The following is a 23,809-nucleotide window of genomic DNA, read 5'->3' as shown; positions in this document are numbered from 1 at the left end:
CTCACATCGACGAGTACGCGACGATGCCGCGACGCACGCCGTCGAGTGCCGCACGCGCATTGCGGGCGATCACGGCATCCTCGGCCACGATCGAGAGCTGATCGAGCAGATCGATGGTCTGCTTCGCCCATCGCACGAAGTCACCCGCGGCCATGTCGGCGTCGATCAGCACACGGTCGAGCGTCCCGCCCCGTGCCCACGCGTGCATCGCGCCGGCGAGCCCTGCCGCCAGCGGTTCGGTGCCGGGCAGGCTGTGGTCCTTCTCGAGGTCGTCGAGCTCCGCCCACAGCGTCGTGGTCTTCTCATAGGCCGCACGGAAGGCGCCGCGGGGCAGCCCCCGCTCCCCCGCGTTCGCCTCGTCGCGTCGCGGCTCGTACACAAGGCAGCAGGCCATCGCCGCGAGCGACGGAGCGTCCAGACCCGTCCAGAGGCCCTGGCGGAGCGACTCCGCGACCAGGAGGTCGCGATCGCCGTAGATGCGGCGCATGGTGCGCCCCGCTTCCGTCAGCGTCGCCTCGCCGCCGTCCCGGTGGAGGTAGTCGAGTGTCTCGAGCACCTCCACGACGCGGTCGAACACCCGCGCGACGGTGCCCGTGCGGTTCTCGATCTGCCGACGCGTGCGATCGGTCTCGCGCTTGAGCTTCCAGTAGCGTTCGGCCCACCGTGCGTGGGCCTCCCGATCGGGGCAACGATGGCATCCGTGTCTCTGCATGCGCGTGCGGACGGCCTGGATCTGCTTCATGCGCTTGTCACGTGCGGCACGCGGGGCGTTCGAGTCCTGGCGGTTCTTCTTCTCGAGGTCGCTGAGCTCGCGCCGCATCGACGCGTACTCCATGAAGTCGCCGTGCTCGCAGCTCATGGCCGAGCGGTAGCCGTCGAGCGACTCCTCCGCCTCGCGCACCTTGCGGGCCAGGCCCACCACCGCGCGGTCGGCCTGGAACTGCGCGAACGACGACTCGAGCACCTCCCGGGCTCTCGCCGTGCCGAACAGGTCGATCAGGTTGACCGCCATGTTGTACGTCGGGCGGAAGCTCGAGTTCAGCGGATACGTGCGGCGCGACGCCAGTGCGGCGACGGCCTGCGGGTCCATTCCCTCGGTCCACTGCACCACGGCGTGGCCTTCGACGTCGATGCCGCGGCGTCCGGCTCGTCCGGTGAGCTGGGTGTACTCCCCCGAGGTGATCGCGACCCGGGCCTCGCCGTTGAACTTCTCCATCTTCTCGAGCACGACCGTGCGCGCCGGCATGTTGATGCCGAGCGCCAGGGTCTCGGTCGCGAACACGACCTTCACGAGCTTGCGCTGGAAGAGCTCTTCGACGACCTCTTTGAACGCGGGCAGCAGACCGGCGTGGTGTGAAGCGACGCCGCGCTCCAGATTGTCCAACCACTCGAAGTAGCCCAGGACGCCGAGATCCTCGTCCTGCAGCGTGCGGGTGCGCTCTTCCACGATCGCCCGGATCTCCGCGCGCTCCTCCGCCGACGTCAAGCGCAGGCCGGAGCGACGCACCTGCTGCACTGCAGCGTCGCAACCGACGCGGCTGAAGATGAAGAAGATCGCCGGGAGGAGGTTCGAGCGTTCGAGAAGTCGGACGACGTCGGGGCGGTCCATCCGCTCGATCCGTCGGACGTTCGCCGAGCGCACGGGTCGGCGCCCGCCGCGCGGCGGCCTCTGGGCCTGCCGCCCGGCGTGCCGGTTGCTGCGGTACGACTGCGCCTCGCGGTTCTGCTCGTAGTGCGAACCCGTGAACGAGCGGATGCGCATCAGCTCCTGGTTCACGCGCGAGGTCGCGAGACCGGCCCGATCGTCGAACAGCGGGAGGAGGTCGTCCCGCACGAGGACGTGCTGCTCGAGAGGCACCGGGCGGATCTCGGAGACGATCACCTCGGTGTCGCCGCGCACCGTGTCGAGCCAGTCGCCGAACTCCTCGGCGTTCGACACGGTCGCGCTCAACGACACGAGCCTCACGTGCGGCGGGAGATGGATGATGACCTCTTCCCACACAGCACCGCGGAAGCGGTCGGCGAGATAGTGCACCTCGTCCATGATCACGTACCGCAGGTCGCGCAGAGCCGCGGAATCGGCGTAGATCATGTTGCGGAGCACCTCGGTCGTCATCACGACGATCCGAGCGTTGCCGTTGATGTTCGTGTCGCCGGTGAGGAGTCCGACCTGGTCGGCGCCGTACACGTCGACCAGCTCTCGGAACTTCTGATTCGACAGTGCCTTCATCGGCGTCGTGTAGAAAGCCTTGTCGCGTGGAGTGCGCATCGCCAGGTGGATCGCGAACTCGCCCACGATTGTCTTGCCCGCCCCTGTCGGAGCGGCGACGAGAACGCTGTTGCCGCGCTCGAGCGCATGACACCCCTCGACCTGGAACGGATCGAGATCGAACTTCTGGCGCGCGGCGAACGCGGTCGTCTCCGGGTGGGCGGAGGACTCGCGGGCGGCGGCGTACCTCTCGGCGGGCGAACTCATGCGGCCGCGGTGCCGACGCCGGCGGCTTCGTCGCGCTTGCGCTTGCGCCGGTCGAACAGCATCGAGATCAGCGTCGCCGCGAAGTACAGCACGATCATCGATGCCATGAGCAGCAGCATCGAGAACACGTCGGCGGGCGGGGTGGTGATCGCGGCGAAGATCGTGCAGATGAGGATGGCGACACGCCATCCCTTCAGGATTTCGCGACCCGAGATCACGCCTGCGACGTTGAGCGCCACGAGGAAGACAGGGAGGACGAAGGCGATGCCGACGACCAGGAGGAACTTGAAGACGAAGTCGTAGTACCCCGAATAGTCGTAGAACTGGGCCATCCCCGTGGGGACGAACGATGCCATGATCTCGATCACGTGCGGCAGAACGAAGAACGCCACGGTGCAACCGCCGAAGAACAACGGGATGGCGGATCCGAGGAAGCCCCAGGTGTACTGGGTCTCCTTCTTGGTCAGGCCCGGCATGATGAAGGCCCAGAGCTGCCAGAGCCAGGCAGGTGCGGAGATGAGCAGACCGATCGCGAAGGCGATGCGCATGCGCAGATCGAACCCGCTCGTCACGGTCGTGAAGTTGAGGCCGGTGTACTCACGCCCCTCTTCAGCCGCAATAGCACGGATCGGGATCGACAGCAGGTCGATGATCGGCCCCGTCACGATGAAGGCGATGATCATGCCGACCACGAGAGCGGCGGCGGCGATGACGAGTCGCTTGCGCAGCTCGATCAGGTGCGCACCGAGAGACATCCGCCTGTCGCGACCGGAGGTCTCCTGATCAGCGGAATCGAGAGCGGACACGGCCTACGCGGATCGAGGAGGCTGACCCGGGTCGGCGTCGCGCGAGACCGTCGTGTCTGTTGCCGACGGCGTCGGAGCAGGCGAGACCGTGGTCGTTCCCTGTGCGTCCGTCGCGTCGTCGCTCTTCATGGCCTTCATCTCGCCCTTGAAGACGCGTGCGGACTGACCGAGGCTCTTGGCCAGCGCCGGCAGCTTGGCCGCGCCGAAAAGCAGCAGGATGACGGCGAGGATGATCAGCAGATGTGGCCAACCGAAAGCGCCCATGATTCTCCTTCGTCGTTTCTGACAGTCTAACCGGCGTCCGCGGTATCGGGGTCCCGGTACAGGGCGAGTCCCGCCGCGGCCCAGTCGCGCGTCGCAGCACGGGCGACTCCGGGGTCGACGACCTCGATGACGCCGCCGAAGCGCGCGGCGAGGCGCTTGACGCCACGGGGGTCCGCGAGGTGCAGGCGCGCTGTCACGACTCCGCCGACGGATTCCATGTCGTCGCCGGAGACGAAGCCGCGCAAAAGCGGCGCGATCCGCTCGGGGACCCTGACGCGCACCTCTCCCTCGTCCGCCGCCGCCGCGAAGGCCTCCGGCACGTGATCTCCCGCGTGCGTGATCGGGATGTCGGTGAGGCGTGCATCGCTCACACGGTCGAGGTGGAACGTACGCATCGCCTGGCGCAGGTGGCACCAGCCCTGCAGGTACCACTGAGCGTTCGTGATGAGCACCTGCACCGGGTCGACCGTCCGCGTGGTCGGAGCCGAGTCGGGCGCCTGGTAGGTGAAGGCGACGGCGACGCCCTCCTGGATCCCGCGGGAGACGACCTGTCGCACCTCGTCGACTGCGCTGGGCGCCACGACGACCTCTGCGGGCGCGTCGGCCGCACCCCGCGACAGCTTCGAGATGAGTCCGCTCACGAGCCCGGAGTCCGACACCGCGGGCACGGCGGCGACCATCTGGAGCCCGGCGAGCAGTGCGGCGGCCTCCCGAGCGGTGAAGCGCGGGACCCGGCGGAGCGCGACGTCGTTCGTGATCTCGATCACGTCCTCCTGTTCGAGGAGGTCCCAGTTGATGTCGAACATCTCCTGCGGCTGCTGCCAGTAGCCGGAGTCCCCGGGGAGCCCGATCACCGTGAGCTTCTCGACCATCTGACGCATCTCGCGCGGCGTGACGCCGAACTCGCTCGCCGCCTCCGTGAGCGACACCTGTCCGTGCTCAAGCAGGTACGGGACGAGCGTCAGGTACACCCGGACTCGGTCGGCCGCGAGCAGCGGCTTGGCCTGAGCGCTCATCGGGCCTCCTCGTCGGTGTTGGCGGCGATGACAGCACGGAGGCGGGAGATCACGGCATCCCGCAGCGGAGCGGGCTCCACGACCCGGACCTCCGGTCCGTACGAGGCCAGTTCGTCGGCGAGGATGTGCAGGTCGACGAAGGGCACGCGGATGCCCTGGGTCGCCGGCTCGGCACGTCGTCCGAGCCGGAGCGCCGCCTCGGTGCCGGGAGTGACCTCGAGCAACGCCGAATTCACGGCGGCGACCTGCTCGAGCCCCGCCAGCGCCCGCTCCCCCGCACCATCGCGCAGTGCCGGGTCGAACGCGGTCGACGTGACCGTGACGGCTCCCACGATCCGGCTGAGGAGGAACATGCGGTCCTCGTCGATCGCGACGTCCACGCCGAACACGTGCCAGCGGGCCTCGAAGTCGACGAGAGCGAGAGGACGGATGCTGCGTCGACGCGGGGCGTCCTCCCCCGGCTTCAGGTAGTCGAACGACACCACCCTGCTCTTCTCGATCGCATCCTGCAGCGGCGCGAAGGCCGCGCTGCGTGCCGTGATCCGAGGAGCGAACCCGATGATGGGCTCGTCGCCGTCGATGCCGAGAGCCCGGATCTTGCGGACGCCGGCCTGCGCATCGCCGGATGCGGACTCGGCGCTCCACACGCTGCCCGCGAGGCGGAGGACCGCAAGCTCGGCGGCGGTGAACTCGATGTCACCCGGGAGGTCGTATTCCGCCTGCGGAATACGGTAGCGGGCCTCGCGCAGGTCGTTCGGATCGGCCTGGTCGCCGAGCGTCTCGACGGGGACGCCGAGCGTGCGCAGCTCGTCCTTGTCGCGCTCGAACATCTTCTCGAGCGCATCCGGTCGAGCTCCCGCATCCGCCCTCTGGCGGTAGCCGGAGACGTTGTCGAGGATCTGCTGCTTCGTGAGCCCGATCTCCGTGGCCATGAGCGCCACGACGAGATTCGTCAGGCGCTCCTCCGCGGGAATCCGGGCCGCCATCAGCGAGCCGTCACTGCACCCAGGATGTCGATGACGTAGGCGAGCGCGGGGCCGCTGTCGGATGCGGGCGTCACCACGAGCACCTGCGATCCGACGGTCTTGCCGACGAGCTCCTTCGCGACGTCGGGCGACGTCGACGCGAGGTCGAGGTTCGGGTTGGCGCCCCAGGTCGTCGTCTTGACCTCGTGATCGTCCCAGCCCACGACCGTGAGGTTCACGAGCGGGGTCTGATCGGCCTCGACCTCGGCGCCGTCGCCCTTGATGAGCGTCTGCGTCACGATCTTCTTCGGTGCATCGGTGTCGGGGATGATCACGCCGGGGGTGCCGTCAGGGGCGCGCACGACCGTCGGCATATTGCGGGCGTCGTTGAACTGGAGCGCACCCTCCGCCTTCGACGGGTAGACCTTGAGGAGATCGACGACCACGATCGCGGCGTCGCCCTCTTCGAGACCGAGGCCACTGCGCGTGTCCTCTGCCACGCCGTCGGCCGGCACGCCGGCGATGACCCGCGAACCGCCCGTCGCGCACTCGAGCACCGATGCGAGGCCAGGGAACTGCGGTGCCAGCGTCGCGATGTTCGACAGACTCTCGGAGTCGTCGGAGTAGGGCGACTGGAAGACCAACTCGCCTGTCGTTGCACTGTAGATCGAGAGTTCGGTGGTCATCACCTGCGTCTCGTCGATGAGCGGGAGCCCCGTCCCCACGACGACGTCCTCGAAGGACGTCTCAGGGAACTTGGCCGGGGCGAAGACCTCGACGTCGGGCTTCGCTCCGAAATCGCCGGTCACGGTGACGGCGTTCGACACGGCGTCGCCGGAACCCGCGCGATCGCACGAGTCGCCCGCGAACGACGGGGCGGCGGCGCACCCGCTCAGAGCGAGGGCGGCGAGGCTGAGGGTGGCCAGAACGGCGGACGTTTTACGCACGCGCTCCAGTCTATTCCGTCGGGGGCTCCGATTCGCGCGAAGCGCTCGCCATCCGCGCGCCCTCGGCGGCCTTCGCGGCCTCCCGCGCGCGCTTGCGGAGGTTCTTGTCGGTGATCTCCCTGTCGCCCACGGCGCCCGGCGTCCACGCCTCGACATCCGCATCGCCGTAGCTGCTCTTCGACGCACGGCGCTTGACCGAGGGCGCGATCGCGCCGGGCGCGAGTCGACGCGCCGTCAGCAGGAAGCCGGTGTGGGCGACCATGCGGTGGTCGGGACGCACCGCCAGCCCCTCGACGTGCCAGCCGCGCACCATGGTCTCGGAGGCGTCGGGATCGGTGAACAGCCCGGTGCCGCGGATGTACTCCGCGACGCGCGACAGCTGGGTCGCGGTCGCGACGTAGCAGAGCACGACGCCGCCCGGGGTCAAAGCGTCGGCGACGACGTCCATGCACTCCCAGGGCGCGAGCATGTCGAGCACTACGCGGTCGACCGTGCCGTCGTCGAACTGCGCCGGCAGCTGCTCGGCGAGGTCGCCGACCACGACGTCCCAGGTCGACGGCGTCTCGCCGAAGAAGGTCTCCACGTTCGCCCGGGCCACGTCGGCGAAGTCCTCGCGACGCTCGAACGAGACCAGACGACCGTCGTGTCCGATCGCTCGGAGCAGCGACAGCGACAGCGCGCCGGAGCCGACGCCTGCCTCGACCACCACGGATCCGGGGAACACATCGGCCTGCATGACGATCTGCGCGGCATCCTTCGGGTAGACGATCGCCGCGCCGCGCGGCATCGACATCGCGAAGTCTCGCAGCAGCGGTCGTAGCGCGAGATAGTCGTGGCCCGAGCTGTTGGCGACCACCGAGCCGTCGGGAAGCCCGATCAGATCACGGTGACGGAGCACGCCCTGATGCGTGTGCAGCTCTCCGTCTTCGCGGAGGGTCACAGTGTGCAGACGACCCTTCGGCCCGGTCAGCTGGACGCGGTCGCCCTCGCGGAACGGCCCGCTGGGGCGGTGCGCGCTGGTCGTGGTCATCGGGTCGCTCCCGTCATGGACGTCTTGCGGTCGAACAGATCGATGAGATCCGCGGCGGTGCGGTCTTGCAGAGTGGGCCACAGCTCGTGCGCGCCGACGTGGTCGAGGGGCACGATGTGCGGCACCCCGAGCGCCACCGCCCCCGCGGCGAGGCCGGCACGGAGACCGGTCGGCGAGTCCTCGATGACCACGGTGTCGGCGACGTCGACGTCGAGCAGCGCCGCGCCCGTCAGATACGGCTCCGGATGCGGCTTCGGATTCGAGACATCGTCTCCCGCGACCACGACGTCGAACGCGTCGAACTCGATCAGATCGACGACGCTCATGGCCATCCGTCGCAGCGACATCGTCACGAGACCCGTCGGGATGCCCGCCGCCTTGAGATCGAGCAGCAGCTCGCGGGCGCCCGGCCGGAAGGGTACGCCCTGGGTGCGCAGCGACTGCTGGACGCGATCGGTGAGGAGTCCGATGATCGCGTCCGCCTCCATGTCGACTCCGGCGTTCTGCAGGATCACGGCACTGTCGATCAGACCGTTGCCGACGAGCTGCAGAGCCTGCTCGTGAGACCACGTGCCGCCGTACGACTCGACGAGGGCCGTCTCCGCAGCCATCCAATACGGCTCGGTGTCGACCAGGGTTCCGTCCATGTCCCAGAGGATCGCGCGGGGCTGTCTGCTCACCGGTCTATGTTAGCCGTGGCGCAGCGCGGTCCCCGCGCGGGCGGACTAGCCTGGAGGGATACCGATCCGGAATCTCGAAGGGAGACCACGATGGATGTCCTCGGTTCGCGCATCATCATCGCCGCCTTCGACGGCTGGAACGACGCGGGTGAAGCGGCGAGCGGCGCGATCGCCGCGCTGCGCGAGATGAGCGAGTACGAACTCGTGCACTCGATCGACCCCGAGTTGTACTTCGACTACCAGTACACGCGCCCGGCCACCAAGATGGACGCCGAGGGGCGTCGTCAGCTCACCTGGCCGGAAGCCGGTCTGTGGCGTCCGCGCGACCCCGGTCCCGGTCCGGAGTTCTGGGTGCTCACGGGTGTCGAGCCCGCCCGCACCTGGCAGGCGTTCGCCTCGGAGTTCATCGACGTGGCGCTGCGCGACGACATCACCGGACTCGTGACCCTCGGCGCCATGCTGTCCGACGTTCCGCACACCCGCCCGATCTCGATCTTCGCGTCGAGTCAGAACGAGCAGGTCAGAGAGGCGCACGGCCTCGAGCGCTCACTGTACGAGGGGCCGGTCGGCATCCTCAGCGTCTTCGAGCACTTCGCCGAGTCCGCCGGCATCCCCACCGCGAGTCTGTGGGCGAGCGTGCCGCACTATGTGGCCTCGGCCTCTCCCTCTCCGAAGGTCACGCTCGCGCTGCTCGACCGTCTCGAGGAGCTCACGGGCGTCGACGTGACGCGAGACCACCTGCGCACCGAGGCCGCCGCATGGGAGGCGTCGATCGACGCCGCGGCCGCCGACGACGAGGACATGACGGAGTACATCCGTCAGTTGGAGCGCACCCGCGACACCTGGGACTCCCCCGATGCCTCGGGCGACGCGATCGCCCAGGCCTTCGAGCGGTACCTGAAGCGTCGTGGCGACGGCCCTGCCGACCGCAAGGGCTGAACGCCCGGGCTCCGGTCAGGGGGCGATGACACCCGTACCGAGCAGGATCAGCAGCACGGTGCCGAGCAGGATGCGGTAGATCACGAACGGCAGGAAGCTGCGCTTCGAGATGTAGTTCATGAAGAACGCGATCACACCGAGGGCCACGACGAAGGCGATCCCGGTCGCGGCGAGCGTGTCGCCGAAGGAGAAGAACGCGGGCTCGTCCCAGCTCTTGAACACCTGATAGAAGCCGCTGCCGAACACCGCGGGGATCGCCAGGAGGAAGGCGTACCGCGCGGCCGCCGCGCGCTCGTAACCGAGGAAGAGCCCCATCGTGATCGTGCCGCCCGAGCGCGACACTCCCGGGATCAGTGCGAGTGCCTGGGCGAAGCCGTAGGCGATTCCGTGCGGATACGTGAGATCGTCGAGCTTGCGACGCTTCGCGCCCACGTGATCCGCGATGCCGAGCAGGATGCCGAACACGATGAGCATGATCGCGACGATCCACAGCGATCGGAACACGCTCTCGATCTGATCCTGGAACAGCAGCCCCAGCAGCACGATCGGGATGCTGCCGATGATGATCATCCAGCCCATCCGCGCATCGGGGTCGCTCTTCGGCGTCTTGCCGATCAACGACCGGAACCACTGGCGGATGATCCGCACGATGTCGCGCCAGAAGAAGACCACGACGGCGGCCTCCGTGCCGATCTGCGTGATCGCGGTGAACGCGGCGCCCGGGTCCTCCCCGGACGGCAGGAACGTGCCGAGGATGCGCAGATGTGCGCTGGAGGAGATCGGCAGGAACTCGGTGAGTCCCTGCACGATGCCGAGGATGAGCGCTTCGAACAGGTGCATGGCGGGCCTTACGGGGGTCGGTGACCGCGTCTCGGACGCGGAAGCGCTCAGTACGTGCGCAGAAGATCGGCCAGCACCTGCTGACCGAAGACAAGCGATTCTACGGGCACACGCTCGTCGACTCCGTGGAACATGCCTGTGAAGTCGAGGTCGGCCGGAAGGCGCAGCGGCGCGAAGCCGTACCCCGTGATGCCGAGATACGCGAGCGCCTTGTTGTCGGTGCCCGCGCCGAGAAGGTACGGGATCACGGGGATGCCGGGGTCGTGGCGCCCCAGCGACGCCACCATCGCGTCGACCAGGTCGCCCTCGAACGGCGTCTCCATGCCGATGTCGCGCACCACGGTCTGGATAACGATGTCGTCGCCCACGATCTGCTGCAGCTCAGCGAGCACGTCGTCCTCCGTCCCCGGGATCACGCGGACGTCGATCAGCGCCTCCGCCCGCTCGGGGATGACGTTGTGCTTGTACCCGGCCTTCAGCACCGTCGGGTTCGTCGTGGTGCGGAAGGTCGAGCGGAGAAACGCCTCAGCCGGTCCTGCCGTCGCCGCGAGCGCATCGGGATCGTCCACCGGGCGCCCGCTCAGCGCGCTGAGACCGTCGAGGAGAGCCTTCGTGGTCGCCGTCAGGCGCACGGGCCAGCGGGTGCGCCCGATCGCCGCGACCGCCTCGGCCAGCCGCGTCACCGCGTTCTCATCGTGCAGACGGCTGCCGTGACCGGCTCGGCCCTTCGCGACGAGACGGATCCAGATCAGCGCCTTCTCCCCCACCTGCAGGAGGTATGCGCGACGATCGTCGACCGAGATCGAGTAGCCGCCGACCTCGCTGATCGCCTCCGTCGCCCCCTCGAACCACTCCGGGCAGTTCTGCACCACGAGCGCGGATCCCTCCACGCCGCCGTTCTCCTCGTCGGCGAAGAACGCCAGCACGAGGTCGCGCTCGGGCTGCTCCCCCGCGCGCAGGATGTCGGCGACGGCCGTGAGGATCATCGCGTCCATGTTCTTCATGTCCACCGCTCCGCGGCCCCACAGCATGTCGTCCTGCACGATGCCGGCGAACGGGTCGACGGTCCAGTCCTCAGGCATGGCGGGGACGACATCGAGGTGGCCGTGCACCACGAGCGCGGGCTTGCTGCGATCCCTGCCGGGCACGCGCGCCATGACGTTGGTGCGCCGCGGGATGGGCTCGTAGTACTCGACCTCGAGCCCGAGATCCTCGAGGTACCGCCCGACGTATTCGGCGGCCTCGCGCTCGCCCTTGGCATCGCCCCCACCGAAGTTCGACGTGTCGAAGCGGATCAGGTCGCGTGCGATGCGGACGACCTCGGGCAGGGACTCGTCGTTCATGGGTCCAGGCTATCGACACCGGGAGGCGCGCCCGGGCGACGGCGTCGGTTTCGGGGTGCGCTCCGCGCCGTGCTAATGTAAATCCTCGTTCGGCAACGAACATCCAACACCTGCGCGGGTGGCGGAATGGTAGACGCGCTACGTTGAGGTCGTAGTGCCCGATAGGGCGTGGGGGTTCAAGTCCCCCTCCGCGCACAGACAGGCCCCGGAAGATCTTCTGATCTCCGGGGCCTTCCTGCATCTCGGGCATCAGGCGATGACGGGCGGGCGGATCAGGCCGCGCCCACGCCGAACACGAGGCCGAGCACGTACGTGATCGCCGCTGCGCCGAATCCGATCGCCAGTTGCCGCAGGGCGCGGCGCAGGGGCGGTCCGCCCGACAGGATGCCGACCATCGCACCGGTCGAGAGCAGAGCGATGCCGACCAGGACGAGCGCGACGATCACGGCAGTCGCACCCTGCAGACCGAAGATCCACGGCAGCACGGGGATGATCGCGCCGGAGGCGAAGAGCAGGAACGACGAGATCGCCGCCGTCCAGTCGCTCCCGACGATCTCGTGATCGTCGCCGCTCTGAACGGCCACGGAGCTCGTGCTCGTGCGCTCGACGCCCGCGCGTGCAGCCGCGACGATCCGCTGTGCACGTGCGAGCGCCTCCTCCTGGTCCATCCCTCGGGCGCGATACACCAGGGCGAGCTCGTTCTCGTCGATGTCGAGGTCGGCGGCGGTCGCCGCGGCATCCTCGTTGGCCTCCGTCGCCGCCAGCAGCTCTCGCTGAGAGCGCACGGAGACGAACTCCCCCGCGCCCATCGACAGGGCGCCCGCGAGCAGACCGGCGATGCCGCTGAACAGAACGAAACCGGAGCTGACGCCCGTCGCCCCGATGCCGAGTACGAGCGCGAGGTTGCTCACCAGGCCGTCGTTCGCCCCGAACACGGCCGCGCGGAACGATCCCGACAGGCGGCGGCGTCCCCGGGCGGCGAGTCCGCGCACGACCTCGTAGTGCACCTTCTCGTCGGCCCGCATCGCCGGGGTCGCGTACTGCTCCTCGTCATAGGGCGACCGGGCCTCGGCGCTCTGCGCGAGCGCCAGCACGAAGATCGAGCCGAAGCGGCCGGCCATCCAGCCGAGCAGTCGCGAGCGGATGCCGGGTCGCGGCAGTCGCGCGGGTTCGCCGCCGAGCAGATCGAGCCAATGCTGCTCGTGCCGCCGCTCGGCGTCGGCCAGGCTCGTCAGGATCTCGCGCTCCTCGCCCGTACGGCGCTGCGCGAGCTTCTGGTACACCAGCCCCTCGGCGCGCTCCTCGACCAGGTAGCGTGCCCAGCGTCGGCGATCGGCTGCCGTGGCCTGGGCGGGAGCGGGAGTGGTCATGCGGTCTCCTCGGAGGGTGCGGACGAACCCACGCTAACGCCGTCGGGCATGCCGGCGAGCCGTCAGAGTGTCTTTGCCAGGATTTCGGTCGCCTGAAGGATGCGCGGGATCAGGAGCGGACGCGCTTGCGGAGCACATCGATCCGGGACTGCAGCTGCGTCACAGTGGCCTGCGCGACCGCGGGACCGCCGCAGATGCGGCGCAGCTCGGCGTGCACGGCCCCGTGCGGCTCGCCCTTCTGCCGCGCGTAGAGACCGACGAGGCTGTTCAGCAACTGCCGCTGCTCCTTCAGCGTGCGATGCAACGGCGCCGGGAGCGTCGTGGTCTCGGTCGGACCGGCCGCCGCCTCGCGCGCCTCGCGCAGACGGGACTGACGGGCCTGCCGCTGCATCAGCAGATCGTGCACGTGCTCGGGTTCGAGGAGGCCCGGGAATCCGATGAACTCCTCCTCCTCCGGAGTGCCGGGCTCGGCGAGTTGGCCGAACTCCTGACCCTCGAACACCAGACGGTCGAAGTGCGCGACCGACGACAGCGCCTGGTAGCTGAACTCCTGCGTCAGGGCATCCGATGCGTCGTCCTCGCGGTTCGCGCTGTCGAGCAGCGAGTCCTCGAGACCGTCGTCGTCCTTCGACTGTCGATCGAGAGCATGATCGCGCTGCTTGTCCATCTCGTTCGCGAGGCCCATCAGCACGGGCACCTGCGGCAGGAAGACGCTTGCGGCCTCACCACGACGACGAGCGCGCACGAAGCGGCCGATCGCCTGGGCGAAGAACAGCGGTGTCGACGACGACGTCGCGTACACGCCGACGGCGAGGCGCGGAACATCGACGCCCTCCGACACCATGCGCACCGCGACCATCCAGCGGTCATCGCTCGCACTGAACTTCTCGATGCGCTCCGAGGCCGTCGCGTCATCGGACAGCACGATCGTCGGCTGCTGACGCGTGATGCTGTGCAGGATCTTGGCGTACGCGCGAGCGACCGTCTGATCGGTCGCGAGCACGAGACCTCCGGCATCCGGCACGTGGTGGCGAACCTCGGTGAGGCGCCGGTCGGCCGCCGACAGCACGGCCGGCATCCACTCCCCCTCGGGGTCGAGCGCCGTGCGCCACGCCTGGGAGGTGACGTCCTTCGTGTTGTCCTGCCCCAGATGCGTCTCGAGCTCGTCGCCCGAGCTCGTACGCCACCGCATCTTGCCCGCGTACATGTGGAACAGCACCGGACGCACGACGCCGTCGGCCAGCGCGCGACCGTAGCCGTAGTTGTAGTCGGTTCGGGATATGCGGGCCCCGGACTCGTCGGGGTGGTACTCGACGAACGGGATCGGCGCGGTATCGCTGCGGAACGGCGTGCCCGACAGGAGCAGACGGCGTTTCGCCGGCCCGTACGCGTCGCGGATCGCGTCGCCCCAGCTCAGCGCGTCGCCGCCGTGATGCACCTCGTCGAGGATCACGAGCGTCTTGGCGTCTTCGGTGAGATGGCGATGCACCGAGGACTTCGCGGCGACCTGCGCGTACGTCACCACGGCGCCGTGATAGTGCCGGGCCGGAGCCCAGTGGCTGTTCTTGAACTGCGGGTCGAGGCGGATGTGCACGCGCGCGGCCGCATCGGCCCACTGCGTCTTCAGGTGCTCGGTCGGGGCGACGACGATGATGCGATTGACTTCGCCCTGTCGCAGCAGTTCGACCGCGAGAGTGAGTGCGAAGGTCGTCTTGCCGGCGCCGGGCGTCGCCGCCACGAGGAAGTCGCGCTGATCCGCCGCGAAGTACTGCTCGAGCGCCTCCTGCTGCCAGGCGCGCAGCTTGTTCGCGGTTCCCCACGGGGCGCGCTGGGGAAAGGAGGGAGAGAGCATCGGATCAACGATAATCGCTCCCTCCGACATCGGCGCGCGCCGCCGCCGATGTCGGAGGTCGGAGTAGGCTCGGTCACTGCGCGACGGTCACCATGTCGCCGCGCGTGTTCGCGAAGGAGAGCTGGATGACCGACCAGGATTCGACTCGGACCCCGTATGTGGCCAACGAGACGCCGCACCCGTGGCGACGGTTCGTCGCCGTGGGCGACTCGTTCACGGAGGGCATCGGCGATCCCGATCCCGCAGCCCCCGGAGGAAACCGCGGGTGGGCCGACCGCACCGCCGAGGTGCTCTCTCGCGACGTCGACGACTTCGCGTACGCCAACCTCGCGGTGCGGGGAAAGCTCATCGCGCAGATCGCCGAGGACCAGATCGAGCCGGCCGTCGCGCTGCGCCCCGACTTGATCTCGATCTGCGCGGGCGGCAACGACGTCATCCGACCCGGCACCGACCCCGATGCGATCTCGGAGCTGCTGGAAGACGCCGTCGCGCGCCTGTCGTCGACCGGCGCGGCCGTGATCCTGTTCACGGGCATCGATACCCTCTTCACGCCGGTGTTCCGTCCGTTCCGGGGCAAGGTCGCGATCTACAACGAGAACGTGCGCGCGATCGCCGACCGCCACGACTGCATCGTCGCCGACCAGTGGGCGCTCAAGGTCGTGCAGGACATGCGCTTCTTCGACGACGACCGGTTGCACTACAACGCCCTCGGCCACCACGAGATCGCCCGGATGGTGCTCAGAGCCCTGAACGTGCCGAACGACCTCGAGTCGATGCAGCCGGAGACGATCCCGCTGCGCACGTGGCGCGAGGCGCGGAGCGAAGACCTCGGCTGGGCTCGTGAGCACCTGGTGCCCTGGGTGCTGCGCCGCCTTCGCCACCAGTCGTCCGGCGACCACGTGGCCGCGAAGCGTCCGGAGGCGGGCCCCTACCTCGTGCTTCCCGGCGAGGATTGAGCCGGCTCGGCGTCAGGCCGCGAACCTCAGCCGTCGGAGAGCGCGTAGAGCGCGACGGCGGCGGCCGATGCGACGTTGAGGGAGTCAACGCCGCCGCGCATCGGGATCGTCACCACGCGGTCTGCCGACGCGATCTGCTCCGGCGTGAGCCCGTCGCCCTCCGCCCCCATGATGAGCGCCACGCGCTCAGGGCGGTTCGCCGCATAGGCGCGCAACGAAACGGCGTCGTCGGACAGCGCGAGTGCCGCGAGCTCGATCCCCGCCGTGCGCACCTCCTCGACGGCCTCATTCCAGTCCGGCATCCGCGTCCAGGGCACCTGGAACACCGTGCCCATGCTCACGCGCACGCTGCGCCGGTACAGCGGGTCCGCGCAGCGGGGCGACAACAGCACGGCATCGGCTCCCAGACCGGCAGCCGCGCGGAAGGCGGCGCCCACGTTGGTGTGGTCGCCGATGTCGGCGAGGACCACGACGAGACGGGCGTCGCGGATGACGGAGGAGACCGCCGGGAGTGCGGGCCGGTGCATCGCCGCGAGAGCGCCACGGTGCACCGCGAATCCGGCCACCGCCTCCGCGACCTCGTCTGGCACCTGGTAGACCGGTACGTCGTGCTCTCGCAGCACGTCTCGGATGCCGTCGACCCACCGTCGCTGCACCATGACCGAGCGAGGGCGGTGCCCCGCGTGCACCGCGCGCTCGATGACCTTCGCGGACTCGGCGATGTACAGGCCGTCGGCCGATTCCGAGCGCAGGCGCAGCGCCATGTCGGTGAGTCCGCGGTAGTCGTCGAGTCTCGGGTCATCGGGGTCGGTCACGAGCTGCAGGTCCACGACGTCCACTCTGTCATCCGGGAGACACTCTGCGGATCCGGCTCGTCGGCGCACGCCGTAGACTCGCAGGAGGAGGTCCTGTGAGCGCAACGAGTCCGGTCGAGCTGTCGACCACGGTCGCTCGCACCGCCGAACTCCTCGCCGGACGACGCATCGCGCTCCTCACCGGCGCCGGCATCTCCACGGACTCCGGCATCCCGGCCTACCGCGGCGAGGGCGCCCGCGCCCGCAGCGACCCGATGACGATCGACCGCTACCTCGGCGACGAGGCCGCACGTCGCCGGTACTGGGTCGGCGGCCATCTCGGCTGGCGTGCGTTCGCCCGCGCCGAACCCAACCCGGGTCACGTCGCGCTCGCGTCGATGGAGTCGACCGGTCACGTCACCGGCGTCATCACGCAGAACGTCGACGGCCTGCACCTGCGCGCCGGAAGCTCGCACGTGATCGAGGTGCACGGCACGATGCGGCGCGTGCTGTGCCTGCACTGCGGCCAGGTGTTCGACCGCCGAGACGTCGCGACGCAGATCGAAGACCTCAATCCGTGGATCACCGTCCCCGAGAACGTGAAGCTCGCCCCGGACGGCGACGTGCTCCCCGAGAGCACCGAGGGCTTCGTGGTGCCGACGTGCACCGTGTGCGCAGGGATGCTCAAGCCCGACGTGGTGTTCTTCGGCGAGTACGTGCCGCAGGACCGCTTCCGGGCCGCCGAGTCGCTGCTGCGTTCGAGCGACGCGCTCATCGTCGCCGGCTCCTCTCTCGTCGTGAACTCCGGGGTCCGCCTGATCGAACGCGCGCGGCGCCGGAGCATCCCCCTCGTCATCATCAACCGCGAGCCGACCCGCGCGGACGCCTGGGCCGATATCACCATCGCCGCGGGCACCAGCGACGTGCTCCCCGCCCTCCAGGAGCTGCTGACATGACCCTCATCACCCTCGTACGACACGGCCAGACCGACTGGAACCTCGCACGCCGCATCCAGGGCTCCACCGACATCCCGCTGAACGAGACCGGCCGGGCCGATGCGCTGACCGCCGCCGGCCTCCTGGCCGACACGACGCATCACGCGATCTACGCCAGCCCGCTCCTGCGCGCCCGGGAGACCGCGGAGATCATCGCCGCAGAACTGGGTTTGCCCGCACCGCAGCTGGTCGCCGATGTGCGCGAGCGCGAGTTCGGCGAGGGCGAGGGGATGCTCGTCGCCGACTACCTCGAGCAGTACGGCGACTGGGTGGCCCCGGTGCCCGGCGCTGAGACGCTCGGCGCTGTCGCCGACCGCGCGCTCGCAGCGATCGACGGGATCGCACGCGACTCACGACGCCGATCGGCGCCGCTGGCCGAATCGGTGATCGTCGTCGCACACGGCGGGGTGATCCGCTCGCTGATCGATCACGTCTCGGGTGGCACGCTCCCCCGTGTCGGCGATGTGCTGCCGAACGGGTCCGTGCACCGCTTCGAGGCCTCTCCGGGATCGCTGCGTCTGCTCGAGCACGCGATCCTCACCTGAGTCCCCGCGGCGTCAGTTCGAGCGTTCGAGCACCGAACGCGCGTGGCGCAGCACCGGCTCGTCGACCATGCGGCCCTGGAAGCGGAACACGCCGCGCTCGGTCTCGGCGGCCTCCAGCACGTCACGTGCCCAGGTGATCGTCGCGTCGTCGGGGGCGTAGGCGGCGCGGATCACAGGCACCTGGCGGGGATGGATGCACGCGGTCGCCGCGAATCCCGACGCCGCGGCGTCCTCGGCTTCGTCCTGCAGTCCGGCGACGTCGTCGATCGCGATGTGCACGGCGTCGATCGCGCGCTTGCCGTGCGCACCGGCCTCGAGCAGCACGCGCGAACGGGCGTAGCGAGCGACGTCGCGATAGCGGCCGGAGGGCAAGCGGCTGGACGTGCCGCCGAGCGAGGCGACGAGGTCTTCCGCACCCCACATCAGAGCCACGACGCGGGGATGAGCCGCGATCCGGTCGGCGGCGTGGATGCCTCGTGCGGTCTCGCACAGGGCGATCAGGTCGAAGCGCTCGTCGAAGGCCGAGAGCGACTCCGGGTCCTCGGTCTTCGCCACCATCACCCTGCGGAAGTCGGTCTGCGACAGCGTCGACAGGTCGGAGATGAACGCCGCGGTTCCCGGCGGATTGACCCGCACGATGACCCGGTCGGGGTCGAGGTCGGCGTCGATGAGGTGCCCGCGCGCGGTCGCCTTGGCCTCGGGCAGCACCGCGTCCTCGAGGTCGAGGATCACGGCATCCGCCTTCTCCAGCGCGCCGCGGAACCGTTCGGGGCGGTCGGCCGGGCAGAAGAGCAGCGCCGGCCCGAGTGCGAACGTCATCTCGCGGCCTCCGCGGGAGCGCAGCGGACGAGCACGGAGCGCGTCGCCGTGCCGACCACGGCACCGTGCTGATTGCGCCCGGTGTGAGCGATGCCCACGATCCCCTGACCCGGCCGGGAGTTCGACAGCCTCTTCTCGATCACCGTGCTCTCGGTGTACAACGTGTCACCGGCGAAGAGCGGATGCGGGAACTCCACGTCGCCGAGGCCGAGCTGCGCCACGAGCGTGCCCTGGGTGAGCTGCGCGACGGATGCGCCGACCATCGTCGACAGCGTCCACATCGAGTTGATGAGTCGCGCGCCGAACGGCTCCTGCGCGTCGGCGAACTCGGCATCCAGGTGGAGCGCCTGCGTGTTCATCGTCAGGGTCGTGAAGAGCACGTTGTCGGCCTCGGTCGCCGTGCGTCCCGGGCGATGGAGGTATCGGGTGCCGACCTCGAACTCTTCGAACCACAGTCCGCGCTGCACGATCTCTCTCACTGTCGCTTCCGTTCCCTCGGCTCGATCGGCGGTGTCGTTCGATGCCACGCTACCCGGCGAGACCCAGGGCTCGTGCGATCACGAGCAGTTGGACCTCCGTGGTGCCTTCGCCGATCTCGAGGATCTTCGAGTCGCGATAGTGCCGTGCGACCGGGAACTCGTTCATGAACCCGTTGCCGCCGAAGATCTGGGTCGCGTCGCGCGCGTTGTCCATCGCGGCCTCGCCGGCGACGAGCTTGGCGATCGCCGCCTGCTCGGCGAAGGGTCGTCCGGCGTCGCGCAGGCGTGCGGCGTGGTGCCAGGCGAGTCGGGCGGTGTGCACGCGTGCGCGCATTCGCGCGAGCGTGAACTGGGCGTTCTGCCTCGTGCTCAGGGCATTACCGAAGATCGTGCGGCTCTTGGCGTAGTCGACCGCCGCCTCCAGGCATCCCTCCGCCGCGCCGGTGGACAGGGCCGCGATCGCGATGCGCCCTTCGTCGAGGATGCTGAGGAAGTTGCGGAACCCGCTCCCCCGCGCACCCAGCAGGTTCGCCTCGGGAACGCGAACGCCGTCGAACGTCAGCGGATGCGTGTCGGAGGCGTTCCACCCGACCTTGTCGTACGGCGCCTCGACCGTGAAGCCCGGAGTGCCGTTGGGCACGATGATGGTGGAGATCTCCTTGCGTCCGTCCACGGATCCCGTGACCGCCGTGACGGTCACGAAGCGCGTGATGGTCGTGCCGGAATTCGTGATGAACTGCTTCGAACCGTCGATCACCCACTCGCCGTCCTCGAGTCGCGCGGTCGTGCGGGTCGCGCCGGCGTCGCTTCCGGCCTCGGGTTCGGTGAGGCCGAAGCCGGCCAGCGCGCGCCCCGCGAGCAGATCGGGCAGCAGCTCCCGCTTCTGCTCCTCGGTGCCGAACCGGAAGACGGGCATGGCGCCGAGACTCACCCCGGCTTCCAGCGTGATCGCGATCGACTGGTCGACGCGGCCGAGCGCCTCGATCGCGATGCCGAGAGCCATGTAGTCGCCGCCCTGCCCGCCGTACTCCTCGGGGAACGGCAACCCGAACAGTCCGAGGTCGCCCATCGCCGCCACCACATCCATGGGAAGTGTGTGCGTGCGGTCGGCCTCGTACGACTGCGGGGCGACGACGGTCTCGGCGAACTCCCGCACCATCGATGCGAGCTCTCGCTCCTCCTCGGTCAGCTGATCGTTCATGCGCTCTCCTCCGTCGTGATGCGCGCGACCGCCTGATCGCGCCGTACCTGGTCTCCGACGGTGACGAGCAGGTGCACCGTCCCGTCTCTCGGAGCGACCACCTGGTGCTCCATCTTCATGGCCTCGATCGACACGAGAGGCTGTCCTGCCTCGACGAGCGCGCCCTCGCCGACGTGCACGGCCACCACGCTCCCCGGCATCGGCGCTCGTCCCTCGGGCTCGGCCGCGACCGTCTCATGTCGCCGGCCGGCGATCCTGTGCCGCAGCCGCGCGCGGCGGTCGAGCGGGCGGAGACGGAGCGTGCGACCGGACTCCGCGACCCACACGGCCCCCTCGTCATCGACCGCGGCGCTCACGTGGTCGTGGATGCGCGGATCCGCGCCGGACGGAGCGTCGACGACCTCTCCGCCGTCGGTGAGGAACGACACCGTGACGGCCGAGCGGTCGCTGAGCGCGTGCCACACCGCACCTGAGCGTCCGATCGCGCGATCGTCGCTCTCGCGGCGCACGAGTGCCGACGCTGCGAGGAACATGGCGGCGGAGACCGGCATTGGTGCGACCGGCAGCAGCGTCTCGATGATCCCGGTGTCGAGGTCGCCCCTCACCACACGCTCATCGCGGCAGAGTGCGCGCAGGAACGCGATGTTCGTGTCGACGCCGAGGACGACGGTGCGTCCGAGCGCCTCGTCGAGTCGTCGCAGGGCCGTGAGACGGTCGTCGGCGACCGCGACGATCTTGGCGATCATCGGATCGTAGAAGCCCGTCACCTCCGACCCGGTCTCGATCGCGGCATCGACCCGCACCCCCTGCGGAGGGTCGAAGAGGAGCACGCGACCGGTCGAGGGCACGAACCCCCGCTCGGGCGACTCCGCGTAGATGCGCGCCTCGATCGCGTGGCCGCGGAGCTCCGGACCGCTGTCGAGGCGGCCGCCGGCCGCGACGAGCAGTTGCAGCGATACGAGATCGAGGCCGGTGACCTCCTCCGTGACCGGATGCTCGACCTGCAGCCGTGTGTTCATCTCGATGAAGAAGACCTCGTCGGGGGTGTCCGCATCGATCAGGAACTCGACCGTGCCGGCGCCGACGTAGGAGACGCTCTCGGCGGCCTGCACCGCGGCGCGCAGGAGGCGCTCCCGCGTGGCGTCGGGGATGCCGGCGGACGGCGCCTCCTCGATCACCTTCTGGTGACGGCGCTGCAGCGTGCACTCGCGCTCGCCGAGTGTGATGACCGTGCCGTGCGCGTCACCGAAGACCTGCACCTCGATGTGCCGCGGGCGACGGATCAGACGCTCGAGGATGAGCGCGTCATCCCCGAATCCCGCCTTGGCGACACGGCGGGCCGAGGCCAGCGCCGACCCGAGCGCCGCGGCGTCGGAGACGACCTCCATGCCCTTGCCTCCGCCGCCCGCGCTGGGCTTCACGAGGAGGGGGTAGCCGACCGCGGCAGCCTCCTCGGCGATCTCGGCATCCGAGAGGCCTCGGGCGTCGAACCCGGGCACGACCGGAACACCGGAGCGCATCACGTGGTCGCGGGCCCTCGCCTTGTCTCCCATGATCTGGAGGGCCTCGACACCGGGGCCGATGAACACGATGCCGCTCTCGGCGCACGCCTCGGCGAGGCCCACGCTCTCGGAGAGGAAGCCGTACCCGGGATGGATCGCCTGCGCGCCGGAGCGCCGCGCCGCGCCGACGACCGCGTCGATGTCGAGATAGGACTCGGCGGCGGGCGGCGGTCCGATGCGGACGGCGTCATCCGCCTCGCGAACGTGCGGGGCGTCGGCGTCGGCGTCGCTGTAGACCGCCACGCTGCGGATGCCGAGAGCGCGCAGCGTGCGGATCACGCGTCGCGCGATCTCGCCGCGGTTGGCGACCAGGACGGTGGAGAAGGCGGGTGGGGTGTTCATGGGATCACATCCGGAAGAGGCCGAAGCGGGGCTCGGGAAGCGGGGTGCGCGCGACGACATCGAGCGCGAGCCCGAGCCGATCGCGCGTCTCGGCGGGGTCGATGATCCCGTCGTCCCACAGACGCGCCGTGGCGTAGTACGGCTCGCCCTGCGTCTCGTACTGCGCGCGGATCGGTGCCTCGAAGCTCGATCGTTCGTCGGCGTCCCACGTCTCGCCGCGCGATGCGAGCTGGTCGTCCTTCACGGTCGAGAGCACGGATGCCGCCTGCGCACCGCCCATCACGGAGATCCGACTCGCCGGCCAGGTCCACAGGAAGCGCGGCGAGTACGCGCGGCCGCACATCGAGTAGTTGCCCGCGCCGAAGGACCCGCCGATGATAACCGTGAGCTTCGGCACTCTCGTGGTCGCCACGGCGGTCACCATCTTGGCTCCGTCCTTCGCGATGCCGCCGGCCTCGGCATCCGACCCCACCATGAATCCCGTGATGTTCTGCAGGAACAGCAGGGGGATGCCGCGCTGATCGCACAGTTCGATGAAGTGCGCGCCCTTGAGCGCGGATTCGCCGAACAGGACGCCGTTGTTGGCGACGATGCCCACGGGGTGCCCGTGCAGCCGCGCGAACCCGGTGACGAGGGTCGTGCCGTACAGCGACTTGAACTCGTGGAACGTGTCGGCGTCGACGAGCCGGTCGATCACGACGCGCACGTCGTACGACGCGTTGACGTCGACGGGGACCACGTCGTACAGCGAGCCCGTCTCCGAGGGCGGAACGCTCGCGATCACGTCCCAGGGCGGTGCTGCGGGGGCCGGAAGGGTGGCGACGATGTCGCGCACGATCTCGAGTGCGTGCTCGTCGTCGTCGGCGAGATGATCGACCACACCGCTGCGTCGTGCATGCAGCTCGCCGCCTCCGAGGTCCTCTGCCGAGACGATCTCCCCGATCGCGGCCTTCACGAGCGGGGGTCCGCCCAGGAAGATGGTGCCCTGACCGCGCACGATCACGGTCTCGTCGCTCATGGCCGGCACGTACGCACCCCCGGCCGTGCATGACCCGAGCACGGCCGCGATCTGCGGGATCCCCTCCGCCGACATGCGCGCCTGGTTGAAGAAGATGCGACCGAAGTGCTCGCGATCGGGGAACACCTCGTCCTGCTTCGGGAGGAACGCTCCCCCGGAGTCGACCAGGTACAGGCACGGCAGGCGGTTCTCGAGTGCGATCTCCTGCGCCCGGAGGTGCTTCTTGACCGTGAGCGGGTAGTACGTGCCGCCTTTCACGGTCGCGTCGTTGCACACGACCATCACGTGGCGCCCGTGCACGAGTCCGATGCCGGCGATCACACCGGCCGCCGGGGCCTCGCCGTCATAGAGCCCGTCGGCGGCGAGCGGGGCGACCTCGATGAACGGGCTCCCCTCGTCCAGGAGACGCGTGACGCGATCCCTCGGGAGAAGCTTGCCTCGCGAGAGGTGGCGTTCGCGTGAGGCCTCCGGTCCTCCGCGAGCCGCTCTGGCCAGGCGCTCCCGCAGCTCCGCGGCGAGCGACTCCTGGGTATCGGCCATTCGTGTGTCCTCCTCGACCCACGTCGCGCC

General features: G+C 69.4%; 22 protein-coding genes and 1 tRNA gene. 5 read left to right on the top strand and 18 right to left on the bottom strand.

All coding sequences use genetic code 11. The features are described 5' to 3' along the window. Position 1 precedes the first annotated feature (1 nt). Genes ACIPYT_RS12630 through ACIPYT_RS12595 form a run of 8 tightly spaced genes read right to left on the bottom strand, consistent with a single transcriptional unit; the run spans position 2 to position 8,184 of the window. Positions 2 to 2,476: a DEAD/DEAH box helicase gene (locus ACIPYT_RS12630; RefSeq protein ID WP_401074469.1), complete on the bottom strand. Its 2,475-nt coding sequence runs from the start codon at positions 2,474 to 2,476 to the stop codon at positions 2 to 4. Next, positions 2,473 to 3,231 carry a twin-arginine translocase subunit TatC gene (tatC, locus tag ACIPYT_RS12625; protein ID WP_401074466.1) on the bottom strand — a complete coding sequence of 253 codons (759 nt, stop codon included), beginning with the start codon at positions 3,229 to 3,231 and terminating at the stop codon, positions 2,473 to 2,475. The genes ACIPYT_RS12630 and tatC overlap by 4 nt, the downstream gene beginning before the upstream one ends. A 54-nt stretch (positions 3,232 to 3,285) precedes the next feature. Next, a complete protein-coding gene (gene tatA, locus ACIPYT_RS12620; RefSeq protein WP_401074463.1) occupies positions 3,286 to 3,546 on the bottom strand; it encodes a Sec-independent protein translocase subunit TatA in 261 nt (86 codons plus the stop codon). Positions 3,547 to 3,572: 26 nt separating this feature from the next. Further along, positions 3,573 to 4,562 (bottom strand): helix-turn-helix transcriptional regulator, encoded by a 990-nt coding sequence (locus ACIPYT_RS12615; RefSeq protein WP_401074461.1) that lies wholly within the window; start codon positions 4,560 to 4,562, stop codon positions 3,573 to 3,575. Further along, a complete protein-coding gene (locus ACIPYT_RS12610; RefSeq protein WP_401074459.1) occupies positions 4,559 to 5,548 on the bottom strand; it encodes a helix-turn-helix transcriptional regulator in 990 nt (329 codons plus the stop codon). The genes ACIPYT_RS12615 and ACIPYT_RS12610 overlap by 4 nt, the downstream gene beginning before the upstream one ends. Beyond that, the gene (locus tag ACIPYT_RS12605; RefSeq protein ID WP_401074456.1) at positions 5,548 to 6,474 is read right to left on the bottom strand and encodes a hypothetical protein; all 927 of its coding nucleotides are present in this window, start codon (positions 6,472 to 6,474) and stop codon (positions 5,548 to 5,550) included. Before ACIPYT_RS12605 ends, ACIPYT_RS12610 begins: the two co-directional genes overlap by 1 nt. 10 nt (positions 6,475 to 6,484) lie before the next feature. Next, positions 6,485 to 7,504, bottom strand: a complete 1,020-nt coding sequence (locus tag ACIPYT_RS12600) for a tRNA (adenine-N1)-methyltransferase (protein ID WP_401074453.1) — start codon at positions 7,502 to 7,504, stop codon at positions 6,485 to 6,487. Beyond that, positions 7,501 to 8,184 carry an HAD family hydrolase gene (locus ACIPYT_RS12595; protein WP_401074450.1) on the bottom strand — a complete coding sequence of 228 codons (684 nt, stop codon included), beginning with the start codon at positions 8,182 to 8,184 and terminating at the stop codon, positions 7,501 to 7,503. Before ACIPYT_RS12595 ends, ACIPYT_RS12600 begins: the two co-directional genes overlap by 4 nt. 90 nt (positions 8,185 to 8,274) lie before the next feature. On the opposite strand from ACIPYT_RS12595, the gene ACIPYT_RS12590 reads away from it, so the two are divergent. After that, a complete protein-coding gene (locus tag ACIPYT_RS12590; RefSeq protein WP_401074447.1) occupies positions 8,275 to 9,123 on the top strand; it encodes a PAC2 family protein in 849 nt (282 codons plus the stop codon). 15 nt (positions 9,124 to 9,138) lie between these two features. Here the strand turns inward: ACIPYT_RS12590 and ACIPYT_RS12585 are convergent, their stop codons facing one another. Further along, positions 9,139 to 9,963, bottom strand: coding sequence for an undecaprenyl-diphosphate phosphatase (locus ACIPYT_RS12585; RefSeq protein WP_401074443.1), 825 nt, complete (start codon positions 9,961 to 9,963; stop codon positions 9,139 to 9,141). A gap of 47 nt (positions 9,964 to 10,010) precedes the next feature. Continuing rightward, complete coding sequence (locus ACIPYT_RS12580) at positions 10,011 to 11,306, bottom strand: M20/M25/M40 family metallo-hydrolase (RefSeq protein WP_401074440.1); 1,296 nt, start codon at positions 11,304 to 11,306, stop codon at positions 10,011 to 10,013. Positions 11,307 to 11,418: 112 nt separating this feature from the next. On the opposite strand from ACIPYT_RS12580, the gene ACIPYT_RS12575 reads away from it, so the two are divergent. Continuing rightward, positions 11,419 to 11,501: transfer RNA gene (locus tag ACIPYT_RS12575), tRNA-Leu, on the top strand. A 77-nt stretch (positions 11,502 to 11,578) separates the two neighbouring features. Here ACIPYT_RS12575 and ACIPYT_RS12570 read toward each other — a convergent pair. Together ACIPYT_RS12570 and ACIPYT_RS12565 are read right to left on the bottom strand one after the other, a co-directional pair. Further along, a complete protein-coding gene (locus tag ACIPYT_RS12570; RefSeq protein WP_401074437.1) occupies positions 11,579 to 12,676 on the bottom strand; it encodes a VIT1/CCC1 family protein in 1,098 nt (365 codons plus the stop codon). Positions 12,677 to 12,785: 109 nt separating this feature from the next. Beyond that, positions 12,786 to 14,528, bottom strand: a complete 1,743-nt coding sequence (locus ACIPYT_RS12565; RefSeq protein WP_401074434.1) for a DEAD/DEAH box helicase — start codon at positions 14,526 to 14,528, stop codon at positions 12,786 to 12,788. A gap of 125 nt (positions 14,529 to 14,653) precedes the next feature. On the opposite strand from ACIPYT_RS12565, the gene ACIPYT_RS12560 reads away from it, so the two are divergent. Beyond that, positions 14,654 to 15,484, top strand: coding sequence for an SGNH/GDSL hydrolase family protein (locus ACIPYT_RS12560; RefSeq protein WP_401074431.1), 831 nt, complete (start codon positions 14,654 to 14,656; stop codon positions 15,482 to 15,484). A 26-nt stretch (positions 15,485 to 15,510) separates the two neighbouring features. On the opposite strand, the gene ACIPYT_RS12555 is transcribed toward ACIPYT_RS12560, so the two are convergent. Beyond that, positions 15,511 to 16,314 carry a TrmH family RNA methyltransferase gene (locus ACIPYT_RS12555; protein WP_401074428.1) on the bottom strand — a complete coding sequence of 268 codons (804 nt, stop codon included), beginning with the start codon at positions 16,312 to 16,314 and terminating at the stop codon, positions 15,511 to 15,513. A gap of 80 nt (positions 16,315 to 16,394) precedes the next feature. Here ACIPYT_RS12555 and ACIPYT_RS12550 point away from each other — a divergent pair, with 80 nt between their 5' ends. Together ACIPYT_RS12550 and ACIPYT_RS12545 are read left to right on the top strand one after the other, a co-directional pair. Continuing rightward, positions 16,395 to 17,234: a Sir2 family NAD-dependent protein deacetylase gene (locus tag ACIPYT_RS12550; RefSeq protein WP_401074425.1), complete on the top strand. Its 840-nt coding sequence runs from the start codon at positions 16,395 to 16,397 to the stop codon at positions 17,232 to 17,234. After that, positions 17,231 to 17,818: a histidine phosphatase family protein gene (locus ACIPYT_RS12545; protein ID WP_401074423.1), complete on the top strand. Its 588-nt coding sequence runs from the start codon at positions 17,231 to 17,233 to the stop codon at positions 17,816 to 17,818. The genes ACIPYT_RS12550 and ACIPYT_RS12545 overlap by 4 nt, the downstream gene beginning before the upstream one ends. Before the next feature lie 12 nt (positions 17,819 to 17,830). On the opposite strand, the gene ACIPYT_RS12540 is transcribed toward ACIPYT_RS12545, so the two are convergent. From ACIPYT_RS12540 to ACIPYT_RS12520, 5 genes are read right to left on the bottom strand one after another with little or no spacing between them, the layout of a single operon-like run. After that, on the bottom strand, positions 17,831 to 18,637 hold the full coding sequence (locus tag ACIPYT_RS12540; protein WP_401074420.1) for an HpcH/HpaI aldolase/citrate lyase family protein: 807 nt from the start codon (positions 18,635 to 18,637) through the stop codon (positions 17,831 to 17,833). Next, complete coding sequence (locus tag ACIPYT_RS12535) at positions 18,634 to 19,116, bottom strand: MaoC family dehydratase (RefSeq protein ID WP_401074417.1); 483 nt, start codon at positions 19,114 to 19,116, stop codon at positions 18,634 to 18,636. The genes ACIPYT_RS12540 and ACIPYT_RS12535 overlap by 4 nt, the downstream gene beginning before the upstream one ends. A 49-nt stretch (positions 19,117 to 19,165) precedes the next feature. Beyond that, positions 19,166 to 20,317: an acyl-CoA dehydrogenase family protein gene (locus ACIPYT_RS12530; RefSeq protein ID WP_401074414.1), complete on the bottom strand. Its 1,152-nt coding sequence runs from the start codon at positions 20,315 to 20,317 to the stop codon at positions 19,166 to 19,168. Then, the gene (locus ACIPYT_RS12525) at positions 20,314 to 22,221 is read right to left on the bottom strand and encodes an acetyl/propionyl/methylcrotonyl-CoA carboxylase subunit alpha (RefSeq protein ID WP_401074412.1); all 1,908 of its coding nucleotides are present in this window, start codon (positions 22,219 to 22,221) and stop codon (positions 20,314 to 20,316) included. Before ACIPYT_RS12525 ends, ACIPYT_RS12530 begins: the two co-directional genes overlap by 4 nt. A gap of 4 nt (positions 22,222 to 22,225) precedes the next feature. Beyond that, on the bottom strand, positions 22,226 to 23,779 hold the full coding sequence (locus ACIPYT_RS12520) for a carboxyl transferase domain-containing protein (RefSeq protein ID WP_401074409.1): 1,554 nt from the start codon (positions 23,777 to 23,779) through the stop codon (positions 22,226 to 22,228). Positions 23,780 to 23,809: the final 30 nt, after the last annotated feature.

This window comes from Microbacterium sp. NPDC089695 (assembly GCF_044749085.1).
Classification (GTDB): Bacteria; Actinomycetota; Actinomycetes; order Actinomycetales; family Microbacteriaceae; genus Microbacterium.
Note: the sequence above shows the minus strand (reverse complement) of the source record. Positions and strands in the feature narration are given on the sequence as shown.